This window comes from Sediminicola arcticus (genome assembly GCF_040566695.1).
Taxonomy (GTDB): domain Bacteria; phylum Bacteroidota; class Bacteroidia; order Flavobacteriales; family Flavobacteriaceae; genus Sediminicola; species Sediminicola arcticus.
On sequence record NZ_JBEXAE010000003.1, the window covers coordinates 181,580 to 202,188 of the forward strand.

The following is a 20,609-nucleotide window of genomic DNA, read 5'->3' on the forward strand; positions in this document are numbered from 1 at the left end:
TAGTGATTATTATATAAAGGTAATTTAATTATTAATTACTGAATTGACTTTGTCAATGAGATTGAGAAGTGTTAAAACTATTGTAAAATTCATGTACAGAAGCAAAACAATTACAATTCTTTATCAATAACTAGAATATTGTGGAGGTTAAAATTTCTCAAAAACTCCTAATCCAAATAAGGCAAAATCATATTTTACTGGATCTTTAGGGTCTAGTTTACGCAAGTTTTTATCGAGTTCGGCCAAGGCCTTTGCATCGTTTTGCTTACGTTTTAATAGCCCTAATTTTCTGGCAACGTTCCCAGAATGCACATCTAGGGGACAGGAGAGTATTGCCGTAGAAATATTTTTCCATAAGCCAAAATCTACCCCAGTGGCATTATCCCTAACCATCCATCTCAAATACATGTTGATCCGTTTGGCAGCGGAACCCTTCAAAGGGTCGGAAATATGTTTTGTGGTGCGCTTGGGGTGGGGTATTTCAAAAAATATTTCTTTGAATTGAGAGATGGTAGGTTGTATGGATTTCTTGTGGTGGTGGGAGGTAAATACCCCTTCTAATCCCTGATGTTTTTTATAGAGATGTTTTAAGCTTTTTATAAAATAAGCTAGATCTTCACCATTAAAAGTTCTGTGAACAAAATTTTGGAGCTTCTCCGCATCATTTTCTTGATGATTAATAACAAAGTCAAAAGGGGAATGGTCCATCAACTCCATTAACTTATGTGCATTAGTGATAATGCTTTTTCGGTTTCCCCAAGCAATGGTTGCCGTTAGAAAAGCACTTATCTCTATATCTTCTTTTAGGGTAAAAAGATGAGGAATTTGAATCGGATCACTTTCTAAAAAATCTGGATGATTATATTGTATGACTTTGGCATCTAAAAATTCTTTTAATTCGGTTTTTTTCATTCCAACGGGAGATTAAAAAATTTCATCAATAGCATTGGTCCAATGAGAACAGTATTAAACGCAGCATGCAATAAAATAGACCATTTAAGCCCAAATTTAACTCGGATATATCCAAGAAAAAAACCTGCAATAAGTTGTGGTGCAATCAACAATGGGGTTAAATAATAAATTTGTCGTCCTCCTTCAAAATTAAAAACATGGACAATTCCAAATAAAAGAACGGAGAGGTAGTAGGCATATTTAAAGTAGGGGCTCTTCTTGAAAAACAATAAGGGACCCCTAAATAAAAGCTCTTCTAGAAAGGGTGCAAGAACACATGCTAAAAAGAAAATAGACCAAACAGAATACTTTGAAAATAGTTCTGATACTGCATGATTACCCATTTCTAAGCCAAAAAGTTTAACTAAGGTACTATTGAAAAATACAATTGAAAGTCCCAAAAAAAGATTCCATTTTAATAAAGAAAAAAAAATGGTCTTTTTGTAGGTTAAACTGCCCTCCTTATATTCCCTGTATGTGGGAGATTTAACATACTTCCAAACATTTTTAAGCATTCCTATGTGGTGATTAGTCCGTCTACCATCACCAATTTTCTATCGGCCATTTCCGCCAATTCTTCATTGTGGGTAACAATTACAAAGGTCTGTCCAAATTGCTGTCTCAATTTAAAAAAAAGTTGATGAAGATTATCTGCGCTTTCAGAGTCTAAATTACCGCTGGGTTCATCTGCAAAAATAATGGAAGGATTGTTCACTAAGGCTCTAGCTACGGCTACTCTTTGTTGTTCCCCACCAGACAATTCATTGGGCTTATGATGATACCTATGAGAAAGGCCTAAAAAATCTAAAAGTTCCTTGGCCCGTTTTTCAGCTTCATCTTTTGGTGTTTTTTTTATGAATGCAGGTATGCATACATTCTCTAAGGCTGTAAATTCTGGAAGAAGCTGATGGAACTGAAAAATAAAACCAATATGTTCATTTCTAAATCTAGCCATGGCCTTATCATTCAGAGATGTAACATTGATCTGATTGATAAATAATTCACTATCATTTTTATTTGTCTGGTTATCTAGTGTTCCTAAAATTTGTAATAATGTTGTTTTACCAGCTCCAGAGGCCCCAACTATAGAAACGATTTCACCCTTTTTAATATGCAAGTCAACTCCTTTTAAGACTTGGAGTTCGCCATAATATTTTCTAATATTAGAAGCCTGTATCATTAGTTTTTTTTACGGGTTGAAAGTAATCATAATGCCCAACACTACAAAATTACCCTTACCATGGAACTTAGTTTTTATTAGGGTCTTCATAATGACTAGGATAGTTATGATGTTTTATAACGACTATTTTAAGTTTACTTGGTAAAAATGTACATTGGATAAAATTAAGAACGATTTATCATTTATATAAGGGATATGAATAAATAAATGAATAAATTTGTTCAACGTTTATATAGAATTGATAAACAATTTTTAAATGAATGAATCTAATTTGGAAATAGCTATACTTGCCGGAGGGTGTTTTTGGTGCACCGAAGCGGTATTTCAACGTTTACGTGGTGTTAAAGAAGTTATACCTGGTTATACGGGAGGTTCTATAAAAAACCCTGCCTACAGGGAGATTTGTACAGGAAGGACCGGACATGCTGAGGCGATAAAGATAACTTTTGACCCTAAAGAAATTGATTATAAGACATTATTGGAAGTTTTTTTTGCTACCCATGACCCAACTACATTAAATCAGCAAGGGAATGATGTAGGCACCCAATATAGAAGTGATATTTTTTATCAGAGCGAAAATCAAAAGGAAATAGCAGATCAGTTTATAGTGGAACTAAATCAAGATAATGTTTATGGGAGTCCAATAGCAACAATAGTTACTGAAAACAAGCCATTTTATCTTGCAGAGGAAGAGCATTTAAACTATTATAATGATCATAGGAGCCAAGGATATTGTCAATTCATTATTGATCCAAAAATTAAAAAGTTAGAAAAATATTACGATAATAAATTACTATAAATATATCATAACAATATGTCACCATACACAAATCTAGAGGAGTACAATGTGGAAATTACTTCAGAAGTTGAAGATGGATATTCCAGAATCATAGAGGAAATTGGGGAGGATGTTACCCGTGAGGGATTGATAAAAACCCCAGAAAGAGCGGCTAAAGCTATGTTGTTCTTAACCCAAGGGTATAAGCAAGATGCCGAGGAAATTCTTTTAGGAGCGATGTTTAAGGAAGACTATGATGATATGGTAATCATAAAGGATATTGAATTATATTCTTTGTGTGAACATCATATGTTGCCGTTTTTTGGCAAGGCACATATTGCCTACATCCCCAACGGACATATTGTTGGATTGAGCAAAATTCCACGAATAGTAGATGTTTTTGCTAGAAGATTACAAGTGCAAGAACGTTTAACACATGACATCTTGGAGTGTATTAATAGAACCTTGAAACCCAAGGGGGTAGCTGTAGTCATAGAAGCTTCGCATATGTGTATGATGATGAGAGGGGTTCAAAAACAAAATTCAGTAACCACTACTTCTGGATTTAGGGGGCAATTTGAAAAACAAGAGACTAGGAACGAATTTCTTAAATTAATAAGTAGTAAGCTTTCTTAAGTTTTTTGGCATTTTTATTTATTAATATTGTCAGCAATTATTAATTGTAAATATGTCTATTGTTGAAACTCATAAAATAAGAAACCTTTTTCTTGGCCTAGTATTCGATGCCACGGGAATGGTTTCTTTTTTAATTCCTGGAATAGGAGAGTTCTCAGATATTATTTGGGCGCCTATTTCGGGATGGTTAATGACTAGAATGTACAAAGGTAGAATTGGACAACTGGCCGGAGTAATCACCTTTGTGGAAGAACTGGTGCCTGGGTTGGATTTTATTCCCTCCTTTACATTAATGTGGTTTTATACCTATGTTGTAAAAACATCGAGAAAAGGAAAAGTAATATTGGTTTAGCCTATAAAAATCTTAATTTTAAAGACCCATCCCTTAGTCAACTAAGATTGGGTCTTTTTTGTGTGGTGCCTTTATGGAATTAGGAATTGATTAATGACAAACGAAGATTTAAAGAATGTATTAGGCAACTTAGATATTTATCTTTTAGACCAGATTGTTAAGGGAAGGTATAATCAGCGAGATAAAATATTAGATGCGGGCTGTGGAACAGGTAGAAATATGTATTGGTTTTACAACAATCAATTTAATATCTGGGCAGTGGATAAAGATTTGTACCAAATTAGACTAGTAAAACAAATTTACCCTGGTTTAAAGGATCAATATATTGTTTCAGAAATAGATAAGCTTCCTTATGCTAATGAAATGTTCAATCATATCATCTGTAATGCGGTCTTGCATTTTGCAAAGAATGAACAACATTTTTATAGCATGTTTGGCGAAATGCTAAGGGTTATAAAAGTTCATGGTAGTATTTTTATCCGAATGACTTCCAATATAGGAATAGAGGATTTGGTCATCTCTGAAGGAAAAGGCATGTATTCTATACCCGATGGTACTCAACGGTTTTTGATGACAAGAGAACTCTTGGAAAATTTAATGGAAAGATTGAGTCTTACTTTTTTGGAACCTATAAAAACAACAAATGTTCATGATGTAAGGAGTATGACCACCTTGGTGCTTCAAAAGAATTGACACCAATAAACTCCTCTAGGTTATCGTTAAGTTTTATTCTGAAGGAATTCATTATTTTTATTTCATATTCTAATTAGAATACCAATAGTCAAATTATGAAGAGAAGAAATTTTGTAGGTAAGGTGGCTCTGGGTGCCATGTCTGGGATCATAGGAACTGAAATAGTTTTTGGATCTACTATGCCATTGGAGTACAAACCCATAGCGCTACAAGATATTGATCCTTATAAAATGTTCAATAAGGATAAGGAAATGGTGATCTTAAATGACAAGCCATGGAATATAGAGGCCAGGGCACACCTATTAGACGATAGGATAACGCCAAACAAAGCCATGTTCGTTAGAAATAATGGATTAATTCCGGAAAATATAGACATCCAAAATTGGGCACTCACTTTCGATGGAGAATCTACAAAACAAAAAAAGACATACACCTTAACGGAACTCAAAAAAAAATTTAAAATACATACCTATCAACTTACGCTAGAATGCGGTGGAAACGGGCGTAATGAATTTGATCCTCCTGCTAAAGGTAATCAATGGACAATAGGTGCTGTTTCTTGTGCCAATTGGACAGGGATCAGGCTAAAAGATATTTTGGAGGATGTAGGTATAAAACAAGATGCGATTTACATTGGATATCATGCTCAAGATCTTCATTTGACCCGCGACCCTAGTAAAGAATCAATTTCCAGAGGGATGCCTATGTACAAAGCATTAATGGATGAAACGCTATTGGCCTTTGAAATGAATGGAAAGGCTATTCCACTTGTCCATGGCTATCCCTTGCGTTTGGTGGCAGGTGGTTGGCCCGCGTCGGTCTCAGGAAAATGGATTGATAGAATCAGCATAATAAACAAAGAACATGACGGTGAAAAAATGATGGGCTCCTCTTACCGTGTACCCAAAAACCCTGTTGCGCCAGGAGAAGTTGTTAAAGACTCTGAGATGGCTATTATAGAATCTATGCCGGTAAAATCTTTGATAACCTATCCAAAAACTGGTGCTTTACTGGAGTTAGGAACTTCATTAAATATAAGAGGCCATGCTTGGGCGGGAGAATTAGAAGTATCCAAAGTAATGTACTCCATAGATTTTGGTGCCACATGGAAAGCCTGTTCCCTTGAAGGTCCGTTAAACCGACTTGCATGGCAACATTTTAGAGCCAATATTCAATTACCTAAAAAAGGGTATTATGAGGTATGGGCTAAAGCGATAGATAGCAGTGGAACTGCACAACCCATGCTGGTTCCGGGGTGGAATCCTAAAGGGTATTTAAATAATGCCTGTCATAGAATTGCGGTCAAAGTAGTATAGTTATATGGCTAAGTCAAGTAAAAATATAAAAAACACCCAATCGCGTTATAAGCTTCTCATCGGTGGGTTTTTATTGATTGTGGTCGTAAGCTCTGCTATCATTTATTTGGCGGAAGATACTTTATCAAATTTCTCCAATACTGAAGCTGAATACGTTGTTGTTGAAGAGGATACCGAAAAAACAGAAAATGGAATTCATAAGAGAACTGGATTTATTGAAGACACTGGGATGCGGGAAGTAATCACCAATTGCACGAGCTGTCATTCTGCAAAATTAGTGACGCAAAACAGAATGAGTAAAGAAGAATGGATAGCCACGATACGATGGATGCAGAAAACACAAAACTTATGGAACTTAGGAGAAAATGAAGATGTAATTGTAGATTATTTGGCAAAAAATTATGGCCCAATAGAAAAGGGGAGAAGGGAAGGTTTAAAGGATATAGAATGGTACCCCTTAAATTAGAAATGAGCATTGTGTAAGGAGTGCATTTATTTTACTACTTAATAGACTAGTGTTAAAACACGATTTACTTTGGAAAAATATATAGTAGCTTTTATAGATTCTTTTTTGGGTACCCTACATTGGACGGGTAGGTCCATACTATTTGAAGTACCTTGGTATAACAATTACTTCTGGGGACTTATAGCTATCTCTCTACTCGTATGGGCTTTGGAAATATTGTTCCCTTGGCGTAAGGAACAATCTATTTTCAGAAAGGATTTTTGGATGGACGGTTTTTACATGTTCTTCAACTTTTTCATTTTCGCTATGGTGATCAGCGGTTTTTACAAATTACTAGAAGTTTTCTTTAAGGACGTTGGATTAACATCCAAAAGCTTAGCGATTGTTGACCTTGGCAGTCTTTCAATGGTTTTCCAATTGCTAGTGTTCTTTGTTATTTTGGATTTTGTGCAGTGGTTTACGCACATCCTACTTCATAAATATTCCTTTTTGTGGAAATTCCATAAAGTCCATCATTCTGTAAAGGAGATGGGTTTTGCTGCACATCTTAGATATCATTGGATGGAAAATGTGTTGTATAAGCCTCTAAAGACTTTTGGAGTTATGATATTAGGAGGATTTGAACCAGAACAAGCGTACATCGTACATTTTCTTGCCATTACCATTGGTCACTTTAATCATTCTAATATTAAAATAACTTGGGGCCCGCTTAAATATCTTCTTAATAACCCTGTAATGCACCTTTACCATCATGCATACACTTTACCCAAAGGTACTTATGGTGTAAATTTTGGTATAAGTCTTAGTTTATGGGATTACATTTTTAAAACAAATTATATTCCTGAAGACAGTGGAGATATTGAGCTAGGATTTAAAGGGGATGATGAGTTCCCCAAGGGTTTTATAGGGCAGAACGCCTACGGTTTCGGTACTTCTAATAAGAAATAAGTACATAAAAGGGGACATTTCACAATACTTCCTTTTATGTACTTATTTCTTACTATTAATTATAATGGTAGGCTAAGTCCCAAACTTATATTTCTGCCAATGTCATTTATTCCATCAGGTTTTAAACGGGACAGATGAGAAACATAGCTTTTATCCAATATGTTATTTCCACTGATACGTATTTCTACATCTTGTTTAAATAAGATCATGCTACCTCCAATTCCAATATTTAAAATATTGTAGCCATCGGTAAATGTTTCAAAGGCATTCACTTTATTCTGGTTAAAAACCGACCTTAACGTAACAAAGGCGTAACCGCTATTAAGCCAGTCAATAGCACTAGATTGCTCAACTCTAATAGTATTCGTAAGACTATTTGCCGGTATCAGAGGCAAATAATCTCCACCATCTAATTTCCCGATTACGGTTTGATAACTACTTTCTAAATGCAGCCAATCCAGGGGATGTGGGTGTAAATGGAACCCAAATTCACCACCATATAATTGGGCATCTTGTTGTTCGTAGTTAAAAACGGCATTATCTTCCTGAAAAGTTCCAGTAGGTTCTAAAAACACATAGTTGTTCACATCATTTAAAAACCCATTTGCATAAAATTCTATATGCTCATTTTTAAATTCCAAGGAGATATCGGTTTGTAAATTTTGTTCGTTTTTCAAATCGGGGTTACCTATTTCATACCTATTTGTCCCTTCATGAACTCCATTGGATGTGAGCTCTGCTAAATTAGGTGCCCTAAAACCAGTAGCTAAATTTAATCGTCCTATAAATGATTTAGCAAAATTTAATTTGTATCCTGCCGCAGCATTAAAACTGCTAAAATTTCTATTTAATTGGTCTATATAATCCTGTTCACCTAGTATTCCTGTAGCCTCACTGTTAATAGACCTATGATCATACCTCAGACCTAATTGAATATCGTTATTATCATTGAAGTGTATGTGGGACGTGGCAAGAGCTCCAATATCATTGGTAAGGGCATTAGGTATTAAAATTTCTTCCCCAAAATTGGTATTATTTTGATGCATACCTTGTAAACCAAAAATGGTTTCTACTTTTCCAACCTTTGGAAGGTTATAGTGGATGTTGTAATTAAAAGTGGATAAGTTCATATCCAAAGCGGCATTTGAAGGATCATCTTCAAATTCTTTTCTATCATTTAAAATATAACCTAAGGTAAATTCTAAGCTAGACCTATCAAAAAATAGATTTGATTTAGAACTTAGGATTTGATTGGTTATCTTTTGAAAAGGCAATTCTGGGGTACGCTCTTTCGTTTGTTCCCCTATTTCTTCCGGTATCCCAATTTCCGTAGCATTATAATTATACCTTAATTCGGTGTTAAATTTAGTTGTTTGATAGGCAAGGCCCGTTTTTAAATCATTTTCTTTAAACCTTGAATTGGTAACCCTATCTCCATCCCCTGTTTTGTAATCTACATGAGAGGTTGTTCCTCCTCTAAGTATAAATTTAAGGTTTTCAGCAGATGTTTTAAATCCAGCATTCATATTGTATCCTTCCGTATTGGAATAATAATTTAGATTTATATCCCCTTCGGTAGAACTTGAAGGCGCAAATTTTTCAGGATTTAAATACAACACGCCGCCCATTGCATCCGATCCATAGAGTAGGGAAGCCGGACCCTTGATAACCTCAATGCTTTCAATTCCAGCATCATTTACGCCTAGTCCATGCTCATCACCAAATTGTTGATTTTCCAATCTTACGCCTTGGGTGTAGACCAAAACCCTGTTGGAACTCAATCCTCTAATCACAGGTTTTCCAATGCCGATACCTGTAGATACACTTTCTACTCCGGCAATATTGGTAATCCCATCAGCTAAAGTCATGGCTCCTTTTTTTCTAAGTAGTGCTACATTGGCATATTCTACTCTTACTACATTTTCACTTTGCAATTTGTGAAATGGTGTAGAAACAATAACCTCCTCCATTTCTATAGCACTGAGCTTTAAACTTACATCCAAAACGTTTTCACCTTGTTTTATATCGAGGGTTTTGGAGAACGTTTGAAATCCTAAATACGTAATTACAATTTTATATGGGCCCACAGGAATATTACTAAGGGAATAAATTCCTTTTTCATTTGTCAAGGTTCCTTTTTCTAGTTGAGGGAAATATATTTCGACTTGCTCTAAAGGAGTCTGGTCTTCATTACCGGTAATGGTTCCAGAAATAGAATTTTGAGCAAAACTGCTTTGTGACGAAAAAAAAATCACAACAAGTAGTACCAAAAAAAAATTGTGCATATTTTAGTTTTAAATAGATGAATGTTATTTTAAAGATAATTATGCACTAGCAGGCGGCCCCCTTAAGGTATATTGATGACTTTGAAATAGGCTTACAGAGGAATAATAATCAAAATGGTCTTCTCTGAAAGAACGAACTAAATTCGCTTCAAAATGAATCTGAGGAAGGAAATAGTGAAGTGTAATATTAAATTTATGAAAATCACAATCAATTTCTGCGCTATGAAAATGTGTCTTCCCTTCTTGATCACATGTAATTTCCGTATGGCTATATAATGAATGCCATAACTTTATTACCGAGGGAGCCTCAATTACAGCTATCAAAAAAAAGGCTACGCTAATTAATAAACTATTTTTAAATCTGATTCCCACGATACAAACTAAATAAATACTATGTAGATGAGATGTTAATTAAACTATAATTTTATTTAAAAAGGAAACCTAGACCTAATCTGCCAAGCATTTTCTTTTCAAATTTCCAGAAAAATTTGAATTGGCCGAATAACCAACCAAATAATACAAGTAAAAATTGATAAATTGGAAATATAATAAGAATTCGTGTAGTCCAATAAAGGAAAGTGTAGATGCCGTCTTCAGGAAAAATAGCTCGGGAAAATCCTATTAGTTCCAATAAAGGTCTTGCTATTTTAACAGAACTAGAACCCGTAATTGCAAAGACTATTAAAATGATAACGACTTCGAAGTTGGTATCTATCTCCCAACGTTCTTTCAGTTTCTTCATAACCTTTTTAAATTCTCGGGCAAAGATAAAGCTTTTAAATTCTAGGAACAAAAGGTCCAAGACGTTGATTGTATTTGCGTTGAAAATAGATAAAATAATTATATAGCTGATAGTTTACCTCATAGCCATAATTAATATTGAAATCATAATTAATTTGGAGTTCATAAAGGTTTGGGCTATATCGTTGTGGTTGCATCACCCTTGCATTCCATTCCCTCACATAAATATTATTTCTATTCTCTAAAAATGATTGAGAATAATATTGTCTTGGTTTTGCGATAGATTGCAACCATACGTTGTAACCAGGTTCAATAATTATAATATCGTATTCCAAGCTGTCATTGGCAATGGTAATGGTATCTCCTTCTTTCTGTTCAAAGGCTTTTTTTTCCTGTGAGGTTACCTCAACTGCCTTTTTATTACTGGTGCAACTGCCAATTCCAAGTGCCATCAAAAGAAGTAATATTAAAATTTTAAATAAAGCTTTAATGTTCATAACCACAATTTTTTCAAATTAAGGTACAAAAAAACCACCTGAGAGATCAAGTGATTTTGTTAAAATATTCTCCGTTATTTTCCAAAGAGCCCACCGAGTATACCTCCCAAGCCTCCTTTTTTCTTTGTATTACCTAAGACTATATCTGCAACATCATCAAGAACGCTTCCGTCGCCATCAGAATCAAGTAAACTGGTGATTAGATTCTGGTTGTGTTGTGGTTGCCCTCCCAACATACTACCTAAAAGGCTGCTTAGACCATTTGCGTCATTTAGGTTGTTTTGGGATTTTTGTTTACCTAAAAAGCCCATTATTATGGGAGCTACTATTTTTAATATTTAGCGACTGAGCTCGCTTCTAAACCTGATTTTTGACCTAAGGTATTTTCAACTAGTGATTGTTTATTTCCCAAGAGATGTCCAAGTATTCCTGCCCCATCGTTCACTACAGATTGATCAACACCTCCGTTGAACATGCCCCCAGATTATCTAAAATACTTCCATTATGTTTAGAGTTTATGGCATTCATTAACCTTTCTGCTCCTTGGGGAGTAGAAGCATTTTTCTTCATAGCACCCATTAATAGCGGCATAGCCATACTTAGTACATTGGCAGTTTTTTCCTCAGAGTGGCCAGTTTGCCCGGCTATTCCACCAATTAATTGTTTGCCTGTTTGGCTGTCCAATAATTCCAATAGTCCTGACATATTTTTTAAGTTATGTTTGTTACACTTCTAATATACGCAAATGAATTTCAAATCATTGATCTTGGTTTTATCAATACTATTTCGTTTGGTCAATGATCAGATTGGCTAATTCCATTCCAACTCTTTCTTGAGCCTCTAAGGTACTACCTCCAATATGAGGGGTAAGGGAGATCTGAGGATGCATAAGAATCCTTATCTCTGGACTTGGTTCTGATTCATAAACATCTAATCCTGCAAAAAGGACTTTACCATTTTCCAAGGCATCAACCAGAGCCACTTCATCTATTACTCCTCCTCGTGCAGTATTGATTATACCTACTCCGTCTTTCATTAATTCAAATTCATTCTTGCCAATGGCATAATGTTTTTGTGCAGGAACGTGCATGGAAATGAAATCTGCAGATTTCAGTAGTTGCTCCATAGAATTGTTCTTCAAATTAAAGGATATAGATTGCCCATCGAAAAAAGAAACCTTTACGGTTGTTTCTTCCCTATGATGGTCATGGTATATTACATGCATCCCAATACCTAAAGCAATTTTTGCAGTAGCTTGACCTATTTTTCCAAATCCAACAATTCCAAGGGTCTTTCCCTTTAGTTCTACTCCCTTGGAATATGCTTTTTTAAGCATATTGAACTTACTATCACCTTCTAATGGCATGCTTCTATTAGAATCATGAACAAAGCGCACACCACTGAACAAGTGGGCGAAAACAAGTTCCGCTACCGAAGCTGAGGATGCATCCGGAGTATTTAAAACCTTAATTCCTTTTTGTTTTGCGTAAGTAACATCAATATTGTCCAATCCAACGCCGGCCCTACCTACTATTTTTAAGGATGGACAATTCGCTAACACATCCTTACCTACTTGAGTGGCACTTCTTACCAAAAGAATATCTATACCATTTTTGTTGATATAATGTATTAGTTGTTCTTGTGCAACCTTGGTAGTATTTACTTCGAAGCCTGCATTCTCCAAAGCATTTATTCCAATTTGTGATATTCTGTCGTTCACCAATATTTTCATGCTCATCTCTTTTGAATAATCATATTTAAAATTAGTACAATTATGCTTTTCTTTCCAATTCGCTCATAACATCTACCAATATACCTACGCTCTCTAATGAGAGGGCATTGTACATAGAAGCTCGGTAACCTCCAATAGACCTATGTCCGCTTAGGCCATTGATACCTGCTTCTTTCCACATGGCATCAAAAGTAGCTTGTAACTTACTTTCCGTAAGGTTAAACGTGGCGTTCATAGTAGACCTATCCTCTTTTATAGAATATCCATTGAATAATGGATTAAGATCTATTTCTGAATATAATAATTGTGCCTTTTTATTGTTCACTTCTTCTATAGCCGGGATTCCTCCTGAATTTTTCAACCATTCTAAGGTTAACATGGATACATAAACAGGAAATACAGCCGGGGTGTTGAACATACTTTCTTTCAAAATATGTGCCTGATAATCCATCATGGAAGGAATTTTACGACTTACATTTCCTAAGACCGATTCCTTAACAACTACCAAGGTAGTCCCAGCTGGACCCATATTTTTTTGAGCACCTGCATATATCAAATCAAATTTAGAAAAGTCGAGCTGTCTTGAGAAAATATCGGAACTCATATCACATACAAGCGGGACATTCACCTTCGGGAAGTTTTTTATTTGCGTCCCGTAAATAGTATTATTGGAGGTTAGGTGTAAGTAATCTAAATCATTGGGAACACCATACATTTTTGGTATATGGTTGTAGCCTTCAGATTTAGAAGAACCTACTTCTAGCACTTCGCCAAATAGTTTAGCTTCCTTAATGGCGTTATCACTCCATGTTCCCGTATTTAAATATCCTGCTTTGGTCTCCAAAAGGTTATAGGCAGTCATTAAAAACTGAAGACTAGCACCTCCATGTAAAAAGAGTGCCTTATACCCTTTGTTCTCCAAACCTAATAATTCCAATGCCAAGGCTCGTGCCCTATCCATTACAGCTACAAAATCTTTACTTCGATGAGATATTTCTATTAGAGAAAGTCCCGAGTTGTTAAAATCTTGTATCGCCTCAGCTGATTTAAGTATTACTTCTTGAGGAAGGACGCATGGTCCTGCGCTAAAATTATGTTTCTTCATGTGTGATGAAATGTTTTAATGGTAAAATTCTTTAATTATGATAAAAATAGTGAGTATAATCTAGTAATTTTATGCCTTTATCAGAAATTCAACAGTATCAACTCCATCGGCATAGTCTGATAGGCTTGGATTTTGAGTTTGTCCAAATGAAATTTCTCCATCTATAACCCCCTTACTAACAACACATTGTATTTTTTCTTTTTCTGCCTCAAGTTTTAATTCTAAATCTTTCAATGAATCATAAACTTCGTAAAACACTGTTGCAATAGGAGAGGAATAGCTTTCGTCTTCCTTAAGCATTAAAAAGCCGTTATCGAGTAACTTGTATTCACTCATTAAATAAACAGCCTTGTTGTAATCATAATTGTTGGCGTATTTTACTTGGTTTATTATGGGATTGAAAGTATAGATTGATTCAAAAAAAATATTGAAATTATAGTCCTTGGGAACGTATAATTTAGAGACACTTCTACAACCAAGCCCATAGTATCTAAAAATATCATCTCCCAAAGCATTTAAATCTTCAACGGTTTCATTTCCCGTTAAAACGGCCAAAGAATTCCTGTTTCTTCTAATTATATTTGGTTTATTCCCAAAATAGTACTCAAAATACCTAGTTGTGTTATCACTTCCAGTAGCCACAACCACATCAAAGTTGACCATTTTTCCCTCAGTAACAGTGATTTTATTTTTAAGGGCGGGGGCAGTGAAGATGATATATTTTATTACGAAAGGTAAAAGGACATTGTCATTAGAGGATAGTTTTATCAAAGCGCTATTTCCTGTTAACATGGTAACCAAAAAATCATGAAAACCTACTAATGGGATATTACCAGCCATTATTAAAGCGACAGTCTTAGGTTTATTTTGAAGAATAGTATAGTCTGATAGCCAATTAACAAGATTGTCCCTAGTCAAAAGGGCACCCCATTTTTCAAGACAAAAAAGGATGTTTTCTCTTATAAACCATCCATTTTTATGTCCAGCCAACACAATGGTCTCATCAAACTCCCGAAACCATTCATTAATATTTTCTTTAAGATGTTCATTATTCTTTGAAATTTTACAAAATTTTCGGAATAAATCACCAAGTTTAACAAATGCTTCTAATCTAAGTTCAAGCTCAGTCATTATATTTGTTTAGTGTTTTAATAGGTTTTACCTTTGTACAAAAGTAAGCAATAGAAAAAGAAATTTATGGCAATTATAATAACTGATGAATGTATAAATTGTGGGGCATGCGAACCAGAATGCCCAAATACCGCAATTTACGAAGGGGCAGATGACTGGAGATATAGTGATGGTACTTCTTTATCCGGTAAGGTGGTATTACCAAACGGCTCAGAAGTGGACGCCGATGAAGTTCAAGAGCCAATAAGTGATGAAATATATTATATCTCTCCTGATAAGTGCACGGAATGCATGGGCTTCCACGAAGAACCACAATGCGCCGCTGTATGTCCAGTAGATTGTTGTGTGCCAGATGATAGCCATGTTGAAACGGAAGAGGAGCTATTGGGTAAGCAACGTTTTATGCACCCAGAATAAAAATAAAATATAGAATTGATAAAAAAAACCCAATCACATGTTTGGGTTTTTTATTTCGATTTTTCGGCCACAACTACAAAAGTATCAAAAGCATATGAAGGTTTGTCCAATGTCTTCATAACTTCATATCCTGCGCTATTTAGTGCTGATATTATTTCAGTTTTGGTAAATACTTTGAATATAACGGTGTCTTTGCCTAAAAACTCCTGGTTAATACCTTGCTGTTGGTAGTAAGATGAATCCCAGTGAATTAATGATAAGTCTGTTTTTTTGGAATACCATTTAGAAGTCCTACTGTACTCAATATTATTGACCTTAGATTTATGTATTACGGTTGGATTATCTAATATGTAGGGGATGAAACTAGTAGCGTAGATACAATCAAAAATTAAAGTCCCTTTTGCATTTAAAACTTCAAAAATACTCACAAAAGTATTCAAAAGATCTTCCTTTGTTAGCAGATAGCTTGTTGATCTACCGGTGATTAAAGCGGCGTCAAATTTTTTGGGTAAGTGAAAGTTTCGCATATCTCCTTGAATAAAATTACCACTTGGAAATTTCTGCCGTGCTATATAGAGCATATGATCACTATAATCCAGTCCTATATATTCTTTAAATTCACTGCTTAGTTTGGGGGCTAAATTTCCGGTACCACATCCTAGTTCTAAAACAGAATCAACTTTTTTATCATGGCAGAGTTTGGCATAAAAGTCTTGTTCTGCATCGTAATCAATAAAGCCTTGATAAATTTCATCAAATACCTTAGATAATTCTGGTCCGTATAATTTGCTCATAGTACCAATAAAAAAAGCTACCTAAAAATAGGTAGCTTTTTGATATGAATATATGTTTGAGTTTTAAAATTTATAATTCACAGAAAAATTTAACATGGTACCTAATTGACTGAAATGGTATCCATCATAGGTCATCTGAGAGTAACGTTGGTTAAACGTAATCAGATTAGACTGATTTTGTACTTGAGCAGCATCTGCCAAAAGTGCATCTCCAGCAGCATTCTTAGATTTAAAACTCCACTCAGGTAATACATCCAATATGTTGTTGATATTAAGTGCAATTGTTAGTTTGTCAGTTGCGCTATAATTAATCCCCAAATCGGTTACAATTTTTGGAGTAAACTCCGTAAATAGATTATTATCCAATCCTTGTTGCTGAAACGTAGTCTTACCGAAATAAGTATTGTTTAAGGAGAAACCAAACTTGTTGATATCGTAATTTGCCCCTAAGATCCATTTTGTTACCGGTCTAGAAGTAAAGAATAAGGCTTCTTGCGTTTCATTAACAACAGACTGTCCTGCATTGGCAACTAAAGGAATGTCTTTAACTGCTCCATCACGTTCGTTTTGAATAGTATAGTTTCCAGATAAGTTTAAATCAAGTAAACCTTCACCTAACATAATATTATCATAACTTAATACTACATCGATACCAGATGTTTTGGTGTCAATTGCATTTGAAAAGAAGCTTACATCACTTAAGTTATTAGAAGCTAAAAGAATATCCAAAGGATTTGTAGCATCACCAGTAGCACTTATTTCAGCACCTAATACAATCCGGTCTTTAACTGCGATGTTATAATAATCCAGGGTATACCTAAATTGACTCGCAATTTTACCACCAAAACCAATTGTGAAATTTTGAGATGTTTCAGCATCCAATTGAGGAATACCCAATAATTTAGCCTGGGTAGAAACATTATTAATTAAACCACCTACCTGGATACCTTGACCAGGAATAAAGCTATACTGCGCTTTTTGAGTATAAATTTGGTGTAGGGTAGGAGCTCTGAACCCAGAAGAAATTGAACCTCTTAAGGTAAAAGCATCATTTACTTTATAACGAGAACTAAATTTGTAGACAAAAGCATTACCAAAATCAGAATAGTTTTCTGTCCTAACGGTACCACTAAGTAAAAAAGCATCTGTGACGTCATAATCTAAGCTGAAATACCCACCAATGTTGTATCTGTTAAATTTACCTGAGTTTTGAGGAGAAGCTCCTGCAAATGAATCGGCACCACCACCATCGTAAGAAGCTAGTTCACCTTCAATAACTTCAAAGGTTTCAGTTCTAAACTCAGCACCCACACCAATACTAACTTTATCAGATAGTAGTCTTGATATATCAATGTTACCTACATTGTGCGAAAATTTTGTTCCACCTGGATCAAAAGATTGCTGACTATTTGCTCGGTACAATTCTGAACCTTCAGTAATTTCACCATCATCTAAAGAGCCATTTCCATTAGCATCTATGAATACTGAAGGAGAGTAAACGACATTTCGGTTATGGGTTTGATTCACTTTATAAGTTTGTAAGTTGCCACCAGTAGTAAAACTTGCATCAACATTCCAATCGTTAATAGTTGATTTAAAACCAATAGTTGCATTATAATCGCTTAATAAACCTTCAAAGGTTGGTACATAACCGTCATACCCATTTGGATTATTTGGATTATCACCAGGAAAAAAATCTGCTAAATACGGAAAACCACCATCTTCATAAGGATCAGCAGTCCTCCAATATGGAGTTCTATAGTTGGCAAAACTGTTTACTGATTTGTAAACGTACGCTGCATTAGCATAAAGTTCTGTGTTTTCACTAAGGTCATAACCAAGATTCACGGAAAACTTAGCAGCAGCAGTCTCTGGAGAACCATTGATATTTCCTGCATCTGGCCTTCTACCTAAAAACTCTTGTACATCTGCTATATCAGCACCAAAATCTGCAGCTTCACCAGCTGCATTTACTGTACCTGGTCTATTCGCTAAGTTTACCTTTGAAAGGTCAATAGTATAGTTTACAAAACCTTTGTCTTCGCCAATAGTACTTCCATTATTTAAGGCAACTCCAAACATTTCGCCATCACCTTCAGAGGTAATACCTGTTCTCACAGTAACGGAGCCTTCATTTGGACTGTCTTTTAATATAATGTTCATTACGCCGGCTATGGCATCAGATCCATATTGGGCAGAAGCACCATCTCTAAGGATTTCGACTCTTTTGATAGCGTCTGTAGGTATAGCTGAGATATCAGCACCTGTTTCACCACGTCCTGGAGAGGTTTGGGTGTATAATAAGGCACTAAGATTCTTTCTTTTTCCATTGATCAGGATCAATGTTCTACTTGGTCCCATATTCCTTATTTCATAAGGATCCAATAAAGAGGTCGCATCGTTTACCGGGGTTTGTACCGTGTTAAAAGATGGAATTCTGTACTGTAATGCCTTATCAAAAGTCATTTGTCCAGTGGAAGTCAATTCTTTAGCACCTATAACATCTACAGGTAATGGCGTGTCCGCATTACTTCTAGGTGCCGTACGTGAACCAACCACAATAAATTCTTCTAATTGCATTCCTTCTGCAAGGACCACATTGATTGTAGATTGGCCGCCTACCTTTATTTCAGTCGTGGCAAACCCTACATAACTGAATACCAAAGTAGCGTTGCCGGCTACTGATATTTCATAGTTTCCATCAAAATTGGTTGATGTTCCATTATTAGTACCTTTTTCAACAATGTTTACTCCTGCTAGAGGCAAACCCGCATCGTCTTTTACTGTTCCGCTTACAGAATTCTGCGAAAAAGCCACCGTGAAGCTGAATAATAGAAATGCTGAAATAGCATATGTAAATCTCATCTTTTATTTTTTTGAGTTAATATGTTGTCGAAAATACTAAAAATTATATGAATTAACATTTTTTTATGAAAAAGATTACGTTTAGATAGTTTTTTTACCGTATGCTAAAATCTATAAAGGATAATTATTAATGTCCAAATTTGAGACTTTGATTTTTGCAAATATCTTATTAAGATAATTCTTGTGTGTTGCTCATTACTTCTAATTCCCTGCATTGGAATGATTAACAAATTATTTTAACCCTACTATACTCAAATTATTAAGGGCACAATATTGTTTCATTAAATCATGATTAAAAAGTTCCTTTTAAGAACTATATTTGCACCCTTAAATAACGAAAGAATGAAAGCAGGTATCGTAGGATTGCCAAATGTTGGTAAATCAACACTTTTCAATTGTTTATCCAATGCCAAAGCACAAAGTGCAAATTTTCCTTTTTGTACCATAGAACCTAATATAGGAGTAGTTAATGTTCCTGATGCGAGGTTAGAAAAATTGGAGTCATTGGTAAATCCAGAAAGGGTTTTGCCCGCTACAGTTGAAATTGTAGATATAGCAGGTTTGGTAAAAGGTGCAAGTAAAGGTGAGGGGCTTGGCAATCAATTCCTTGGTAATATTCGCGAAACTGATGCCATTCTTCATGTACTAAGATGTTTTGATAATGATAATATTGTTCATGTTGATGGATCGGTTAACCCTATCAGGGATAAGGAAACCATTGATATGGAATTACAATTAAAGGACCTTGAAACTGTAGACAAAAAGCTTGAAAAAGTAAAACGTGCAGCCAAAACTGGAAATAAAGAAGCTCAAAAGGAAGAAGCTGTCCTTTTGAAAATAAAACAAGGGCTTGAAGCTGGTGTTTCCATCCGTGCTATAGAATTTAGTAAAGATGACAGAAATGAATTTGTTAAGCCGTTGCAATTTATCACTGATAAACCCGTAATGTACGTTTGTAATGTGGACGAGGAGTCTGCTACTACTGGTAATAGTTATGTGGATAAGGTAAAGGAGGCGGTTAAAGATGAGGAAGCAGAAGTAATCTTCCTTGCCGTGGGTACTGAGGCTGATATCACTGAATTAGAAACTTACGAAGAGCGTCAAATGTTTTTGGAAGACCTTGGACTTACAGAACCTGGGTCTGCCAAATTGATACGTGGTGCGTATAGATTATTGAACCTGGAGACTTATTTTACCGCAGGTGTAAAAGAAGTAAGGGCATGGACCATTCCGGTTGGGGCAACAGCGCCTCAGGCGGCCGGAGTAATTCATACCGATTTTGAAAAAGGATTTATACGCGCCGAGGTGATTGCTTATAATGATTTTGTTGCCTTGGGAAGTGAGGCCAAAGTAAAAGAAGCTGGCAAAATGAAAGTAGAGGGGAAGGAATACATCGTTAAGGATGGTGATGTAATGCACTTTCGTTTTAATGTGTAGTTTTACTTTTAAGGATTTAATCCATCTTGTTCTTTCCTAAATAAAATGTGATACCTCAAGCCAGGTAGGTGTTTAGTAAGACATCCTTTCTACTTAGAGGTATTTTTATTTTACTTATATTATAATTTAGGTACCTCAGGTAGTTCTGATTTTTTATTACCAATATTAAAAAAGTCAAAATTTCTTGGAACACAATCTATATCAACAAAAGCATACCAGCTATTGTTAATTACTTTAACAAGTAGTGTTTTTATCTTTTTAGAACACTCCCTATCTTAGCAACGC

Annotated in this window: 20 protein-coding genes and 1 pseudogene; 9 read left to right on the top strand and 12 right to left on the bottom strand. The window is 35.2% G+C overall.

The features are described from left to right. Window positions 1-147 precede the first annotated feature (147 nt). The 3 genes from ABXZ36_RS07465 to ABXZ36_RS07475 are packed head-to-tail and all read right to left on the bottom strand — an operon-like array spanning window position 148 to window position 2,131. Entirely contained in the window at window positions 148-912 is a 765-nt protein-coding gene (locus ABXZ36_RS07465) for a TIGR02757 family protein (RefSeq protein ID WP_354614883.1), read from the bottom strand. After that, window positions 909-1,466, bottom strand: coding sequence for a CPBP family intramembrane glutamic endopeptidase (locus ABXZ36_RS07470; protein ID WP_354614884.1), 558 nt, complete (start codon window positions 1,464-1,466; stop codon window positions 909-911). Before ABXZ36_RS07470 ends, ABXZ36_RS07465 begins: the two co-directional genes overlap by 4 nt. Window positions 1,467-1,468: 2 nt before the next feature. Then, complete coding sequence (locus ABXZ36_RS07475) at window positions 1,469-2,131, bottom strand: ABC transporter ATP-binding protein (RefSeq protein ID WP_354614885.1); 663 nt, start codon at window positions 2,129-2,131, stop codon at window positions 1,469-1,471. A gap of 256 nt (window positions 2,132-2,387) precedes the next feature. Here ABXZ36_RS07475 and msrA point away from each other — a divergent pair, with 256 nt between their 5' ends. The 7 genes from msrA (at window position 2,388) to ABXZ36_RS07510 (ending at window position 7,320) form a co-directional block, all read left to right on the top strand. Then, window positions 2,388-2,930, top strand: coding sequence for a peptide-methionine (S)-S-oxide reductase MsrA (msrA, locus tag ABXZ36_RS07480; protein ID WP_354614886.1), 543 nt, complete (start codon window positions 2,388-2,390; stop codon window positions 2,928-2,930). 15 nt (window positions 2,931-2,945) lie between these two features. Continuing rightward, window positions 2,946-3,545, top strand: coding sequence for a GTP cyclohydrolase I FolE (gene folE, locus ABXZ36_RS07485; protein ID WP_354614887.1), 600 nt, complete (start codon window positions 2,946-2,948; stop codon window positions 3,543-3,545). Window positions 3,546-3,597: 52 nt separating this feature from the next. Then, a complete protein-coding gene (locus tag ABXZ36_RS07490) occupies window positions 3,598-3,897 on the top strand; it encodes a hypothetical protein (protein ID WP_354614888.1) in 300 nt (99 codons plus the stop codon). Window positions 3,898-3,990: 93 nt separating this feature from the next. Beyond that, the gene (locus tag ABXZ36_RS07495) at window positions 3,991-4,590 is read left to right on the top strand and encodes a class I SAM-dependent methyltransferase (RefSeq protein WP_354614889.1); all 600 of its coding nucleotides are present in this window, start codon (window positions 3,991-3,993) and stop codon (window positions 4,588-4,590) included. 95 nt (window positions 4,591-4,685) lie between these two features. After that, complete coding sequence (locus ABXZ36_RS07500; protein WP_354614890.1) at window positions 4,686-5,906, top strand: sulfite oxidase; 1,221 nt, start codon at window positions 4,686-4,688, stop codon at window positions 5,904-5,906. A gap of 4 nt (window positions 5,907-5,910) precedes the next feature. Further along, complete coding sequence (locus ABXZ36_RS07505; protein ID WP_354614891.1) at window positions 5,911-6,372, top strand: monoheme cytochrome C; 462 nt, start codon at window positions 5,911-5,913, stop codon at window positions 6,370-6,372. 69 nt (window positions 6,373-6,441) lie between these two features. Next, window positions 6,442-7,320: a sterol desaturase family protein gene (locus ABXZ36_RS07510; RefSeq protein ID WP_354614892.1), complete on the top strand. Its 879-nt coding sequence runs from the start codon at window positions 6,442-6,444 to the stop codon at window positions 7,318-7,320. A 59-nt stretch (window positions 7,321-7,379) separates the two neighbouring features. On the opposite strand, the gene ABXZ36_RS07515 is transcribed toward ABXZ36_RS07510, so the two are convergent. The 7 genes and pseudogenes from ABXZ36_RS07515 to ABXZ36_RS07545 all read right to left on the bottom strand — a co-directional run bounded on the left by ABXZ36_RS07515 (window position 7,380) and on the right by ABXZ36_RS07545 (window position 14,811). Continuing rightward, window positions 7,380-9,605, bottom strand: coding sequence for a TonB-dependent receptor (locus tag ABXZ36_RS07515; protein WP_354614893.1), 2,226 nt, complete (start codon window positions 9,603-9,605; stop codon window positions 7,380-7,382). A gap of 424 nt (window positions 9,606-10,029) precedes the next feature. Beyond that, entirely contained in the window at window positions 10,030-10,347 is a 318-nt protein-coding gene (locus ABXZ36_RS07520) for a DUF6787 family protein (protein WP_354614894.1), read from the bottom strand. A 34-nt stretch (window positions 10,348-10,381) separates the two neighbouring features. After that, a complete protein-coding gene (locus tag ABXZ36_RS07525) occupies window positions 10,382-10,843 on the bottom strand; it encodes a DUF6146 family protein (protein ID WP_354614895.1) in 462 nt (153 codons plus the stop codon). 74 nt (window positions 10,844-10,917) lie between these two features. Continuing rightward, a pseudogene (locus ABXZ36_RS07530) lies at window positions 10,918-11,548 on the bottom strand (DUF937 domain-containing protein). 76 nt (window positions 11,549-11,624) lie between these two features. Next, entirely contained in the window at window positions 11,625-12,575 is a 951-nt protein-coding gene (locus ABXZ36_RS07535; RefSeq protein WP_354615222.1) for a D-2-hydroxyacid dehydrogenase, read from the bottom strand. Window positions 12,576-12,615: 40 nt separating this feature from the next. Next, complete coding sequence (gene serC / locus ABXZ36_RS07540; protein WP_354614896.1) at window positions 12,616-13,680, bottom strand: 3-phosphoserine/phosphohydroxythreonine transaminase; 1,065 nt, start codon at window positions 13,678-13,680, stop codon at window positions 12,616-12,618. A gap of 69 nt (window positions 13,681-13,749) precedes the next feature. Further along, window positions 13,750-14,811, bottom strand: a complete 1,062-nt coding sequence (locus ABXZ36_RS07545; RefSeq protein ID WP_354614897.1) for an acyl-CoA reductase — start codon at window positions 14,809-14,811, stop codon at window positions 13,750-13,752. 66 nt (window positions 14,812-14,877) lie between these two features. Here ABXZ36_RS07545 and ABXZ36_RS07550 point away from each other — a divergent pair, with 66 nt between their 5' ends. Then, on the top strand, window positions 14,878-15,228 hold the full coding sequence (locus ABXZ36_RS07550; protein WP_354614898.1) for a 4Fe-4S dicluster domain-containing protein: 351 nt from the start codon (window positions 14,878-14,880) through the stop codon (window positions 15,226-15,228). A gap of 50 nt (window positions 15,229-15,278) precedes the next feature. Here ABXZ36_RS07550 and ABXZ36_RS07555 read toward each other — a convergent pair whose 3' ends face one another. Together ABXZ36_RS07555 and ABXZ36_RS07560 are read right to left on the bottom strand one after the other, a co-directional pair. Continuing rightward, entirely contained in the window at window positions 15,279-16,022 is a 744-nt protein-coding gene (locus ABXZ36_RS07555) for a class I SAM-dependent DNA methyltransferase (RefSeq protein WP_354614899.1), read from the bottom strand. Window positions 16,023-16,085: 63 nt separating this feature from the next. Then, entirely contained in the window at window positions 16,086-18,887 is a 2,802-nt protein-coding gene (locus ABXZ36_RS07560; RefSeq protein WP_354614900.1) for a TonB-dependent receptor, read from the bottom strand. A 342-nt stretch (window positions 18,888-19,229) separates the two neighbouring features. Here ABXZ36_RS07560 and ychF point away from each other — a divergent pair, with 342 nt between their 5' ends. Continuing rightward, window positions 19,230-20,324, top strand: a complete 1,095-nt coding sequence (gene ychF / locus ABXZ36_RS07565) for a redox-regulated ATPase YchF (protein WP_354614901.1) — start codon at window positions 19,230-19,232, stop codon at window positions 20,322-20,324. The last annotated feature ends 285 nt before the right edge of the window (window positions 20,325-20,609 follow it).

What these genes read in the sequence shown, in the direction of transcription:
- ABXZ36_RS07535 (WP_354615222.1), bottom strand. Translation starts at nt 12,575, where the DNA reads ATGAAAATATTGGTGAACGACAGAATATCACAAATTGGAATAAATGCT.
- ABXZ36_RS07550 (WP_354614898.1), top strand. Translation starts at nt 14,878, where the DNA reads ATGGCAATTATAATAACTGATGAATGTATAAATTGTGGGGCATGCGAA.
- msrA (WP_354614886.1), top strand. Translation starts at nt 2,388, where the DNA reads ATGAATGAATCTAATTTGGAAATAGCTATACTTGCCGGAGGGTGTTTT.
- ABXZ36_RS07465 (WP_354614883.1), bottom strand. Translation starts at nt 912, where the DNA reads ATGAAAAAAACCGAATTAAAAGAATTTTTAGATGCCAAAGTCATACAA.
- ABXZ36_RS07500 (WP_354614890.1), top strand. Translation starts at nt 4,686, where the DNA reads ATGAAGAGAAGAAATTTTGTAGGTAAGGTGGCTCTGGGTGCCATGTCT.
- ychF (WP_354614901.1), top strand. Translation starts at nt 19,230, where the DNA reads ATGAAAGCAGGTATCGTAGGATTGCCAAATGTTGGTAAATCAACACTT.
- ABXZ36_RS07520 (WP_354614894.1), bottom strand. Translation starts at nt 10,347, where the DNA reads ATGAAGAAACTGAAAGAACGTTGGGAGATAGATACCAACTTCGAAGTC.
- ABXZ36_RS07515 (WP_354614893.1), bottom strand. Translation starts at nt 9,605, where the DNA reads ATGCACAATTTTTTTTTGGTACTACTTGTTGTGATTTTTTTTTCGTCA.
- ABXZ36_RS07495 (WP_354614889.1), top strand. Translation starts at nt 3,991, where the DNA reads ATGACAAACGAAGATTTAAAGAATGTATTAGGCAACTTAGATATTTAT.
- ABXZ36_RS07475 (WP_354614885.1), bottom strand. Translation starts at nt 2,131, where the DNA reads ATGATACAGGCTTCTAATATTAGAAAATATTATGGCGAACTCCAAGTC.
- folE (WP_354614887.1), top strand. Translation starts at nt 2,946, where the DNA reads ATGTCACCATACACAAATCTAGAGGAGTACAATGTGGAAATTACTTCA.
- ABXZ36_RS07555 (WP_354614899.1), bottom strand. Translation starts at nt 16,022, where the DNA reads ATGAGCAAATTATACGGACCAGAATTATCTAAGGTATTTGATGAAATT.
- ABXZ36_RS07560 (WP_354614900.1), bottom strand. Translation starts at nt 18,887, where the DNA reads ATGAGATTTACATATGCTATTTCAGCATTTCTATTATTCAGCTTCACG.
- ABXZ36_RS07490 (WP_354614888.1), top strand. Translation starts at nt 3,598, where the DNA reads ATGTCTATTGTTGAAACTCATAAAATAAGAAACCTTTTTCTTGGCCTA.
- ABXZ36_RS07505 (WP_354614891.1), top strand. Translation starts at nt 5,911, where the DNA reads ATGGCTAAGTCAAGTAAAAATATAAAAAACACCCAATCGCGTTATAAG.
- ABXZ36_RS07470 (WP_354614884.1), bottom strand. Translation starts at nt 1,466, where the DNA reads ATGCTTAAAAATGTTTGGAAGTATGTTAAATCTCCCACATACAGGGAA.
- ABXZ36_RS07525 (WP_354614895.1), bottom strand. Translation starts at nt 10,843, where the DNA reads ATGAACATTAAAGCTTTATTTAAAATTTTAATATTACTTCTTTTGATG.
- serC (WP_354614896.1), bottom strand. Translation starts at nt 13,680, where the DNA reads ATGAAGAAACATAATTTTAGCGCAGGACCATGCGTCCTTCCTCAAGAA.
- ABXZ36_RS07545 (WP_354614897.1), bottom strand. Translation starts at nt 14,811, where the DNA reads ATGACTGAGCTTGAACTTAGATTAGAAGCATTTGTTAAACTTGGTGAT.